Source organism: Siphonobacter sp. BAB-5385, from assembly GCF_002261125.1.
Taxonomy (GTDB): Bacteria; Bacteroidota; Bacteroidia; order Cytophagales; family Spirosomataceae; genus Siphonobacter.
Genome location: NZ_NMPS01000222.1, coordinates 1 through 2,788 on the forward strand (window position 1 = coordinate 1; position 2,788 = coordinate 2,788).

Here is a 2,788-nt window from a genome sequence, read left to right on the forward strand (position 1 = left end):
AAAGCCCTTTTTCAACTATACCGGATCAGAAACGGAGCCTTATTTGAGCGACGCTGTCCATATCGGACAAGCCGGATTCAATCAGGAAGGGGAGCAGTACATGGCTTTGATTCAGCTTCTTAGACCGTAACAAACACACCTCAATGGCAGAGAATCATTTTCCAAAACCCATTATCGCCGGGAAGGGGATTTTCGTCCCGCTGGGTGCCCAGCCGGACCCCTACAAGGCCGACTGGGTATCCCTTCCCTATATCAAGAGTTTGGATGATCCCAAGCTCTACGTGATGACCTCTGAAGGGGAGATCGAGATTGATACCGGAGGCCTGGCTAATTTGTTGGCTGGCCTTGGAATCAAGATCGGCACGGATGATCAGGGCAAAGTAGTGATCAGTCTGGATCAGGCCCCTAACACGGTGGGCAGTCTGGCTATTGACAGTCTGGAGTGGGCCCGTCTGCCTGACTTTACGCCTGATCTGCAAAGCAAATCGCTACTGGTCATTAACGAAGGCCTCGCCGGAAACAAGCCCACCAATCGCATCGCTTTTTTGGACTTTATCCGCCTGGTTCTGGGCAGGCTTCAGTTCACCGATAAGCCCTCGACGCCCAATACGCCGGGCGACATTGGCAACTACCACGTCGATACGGCGGAAAAGAAAGTCTATATGAAGCTGGCTACGGGGGTGGGCACTTCGCAGTGGATTCGCTGGAACATCGAGACGGATTTTTATAACGACCCTGTAAACTCCATTCCGGTACCCATCAATTTGAACGCAGCCAACCTGGCCACGGGCGGCATTCAGCTGACCTGGGGTTATGACGCCACGGCCCGTAGCTTTGAGCTGTTTGTGGCGATCGGCGATCCGACCAGTTTTGAAAAGGCAGATGTTTCCATCGATGGTGGTCTGCGTACGTTCAATTATCCCAAGACCCTGACCAAACCCGATACGCAGTATCATTTCGAATTGCGTGCGATCACGGATCTGGGCCCGTCGGGCTTCTCAAACCGGGCCAGCGTGAAAACGCCCGTCAGTGCGAATCAATGGCAAAACATTCAAATTACCGCCATCGAGCCGCAGCAGGGCGGCCTGCTCATTAAGTTCAATACGCTGGACGACGGCGGAAATGTTCGCATCGATTATACGACCAACGCCCAGCTGGATGCCAACGCGGGCAGTGGCTGGATTTTCGCCAATTCGGGGAACATGGAACCGGGAAACAAGGGAGCCAAGCAACTCCTTCTTTTAACCGCTTCCGGTACTCAGCCGATTTACATCCGATTCTTCCGCTGGGGCGAAGGCAAGGACGCAAGCAGCTGGCAAAAGCAGGGGCCCATTCAGCCACTCGACACGGGTAATCTGGCCAAACCTACCCTGACAGGTACCCTGAATAATACGTCGCCTTCGCTTACTTCTGTGACCACGCAGGCAGGGGTCATGCACTTTCTGGAGCGTAAAATTGGAACGTCGGACTGGGCAGCGGCGGGTAGTAATGCGACGGGTAAGTTCACGCCCGGCGATCAGACCCTCGATCTTCCCTACGCCTACCGTTCGTACTATACGGTCAATGGCGTGCGGAGTAAGTATTCGGATGAAGTTCCGCTCAAAGCAGTTTCCCAGCAAAAACTGCCGGCTCCTAAAAACCTGATTGGGGCTCACCTGGGCAATGGTACCGTACAGTTTAGCTACTACGTGACCAATGCCGCTAAGGATACGTATCAGCAGCTTCAGATTTCCGATAAAGCAGACTTTTCGACGCTGCTTTATGATCAGCGACTGGGAGCCCAGTACCGCTTTGGCGATCAACCCGTGGTCATTAACTACAGTCTGGCGTCCTACCTCGATAAAACGGTGTATGCCCGGGTGCAGGCCCGCGACAACAACGGCGTACTGTTGCCGTCGGATTGGGTGACCCTTTCTAAAGCCTTAACCTCGGCTCTGGACATGGCCGTGCCGATTCCTTCGCTTTCGTACGATGGTGCTACAGGTAAGTATACGCTGAGCTGGAGCCGCATCGGCAACCTTTCGCCCGTACAGGCCTGGGTGATTGATCGCAGCATCGATGCTGGAAATTGGGGCGGTCTGCATACGACGGGAACCAATAACACGACGTCCTTCGATGTAACCTCTTACGTAGAATCTGGCAAGTTTACTGCCTTCCGCGTGCGGCCTAAGTTTTCGGGCACGATTCCCTGGAACTTTTCAAACGTCGTGGCTAGTGGTAGCGAGCCGGGCACGCAGACTCCTGATCCCGATCCGATCGACGGAACCATCCTGCGGGCGGCAGTGGACTACCATCCCGGCAGCAATACCTTTTTGGTCGCTGAGGTGAACCCAGGCAACGCTAACAAGGAGGCTCAGCTGATTAGCTCCAGCTACAACGGCCAGTGGAACAAACTATCGGTGTGGGGCTCGACGGTAGGAAACAAGACCTACAACACGCGGATCGTGATTAACAACCTGCCGGCTGGAACCTACACCATCAACATGCGTACGGTGAATGGAACACAGGTAACGACCATAGGCAACGTGGCCATCACTTCGCAGGGCGTGGTCGAATTCTATCCCGTCACCACCACGCCGGATCCTGATCCCGAACCGGAGGAGCCTAAGCCAACGGGTAGCCTGGTGGGCAGTGCTTACTCAACTTCAAATTAGTAATCATGGCAAAAAAGAAGTATTTGCGAGCGTCGGGGGGCACTAAGCCCTTCACGTTCGAATTGAAAGATTGGGCAGGGAATACCATTGCTACGCGTTCGAATAGCAACAACGTCGAAGAAGCATTTGAATAC

At 54.0% G+C, this 2,788-nt stretch carries 1 protein-coding gene; it reads left to right on the top strand.

From position 1 onward, the window contains the following. Positions 1–143: 143 nt before the first annotated feature. Positions 144–2,654 (top strand): fibronectin type III domain-containing protein, encoded by a 2,511-nt coding sequence (locus BWI93_RS23750; RefSeq protein ID WP_094816080.1) that lies wholly within the window; start codon positions 144–146, stop codon positions 2,652–2,654. Positions 2,655–2,788: the final 134 nt, after the last annotated feature.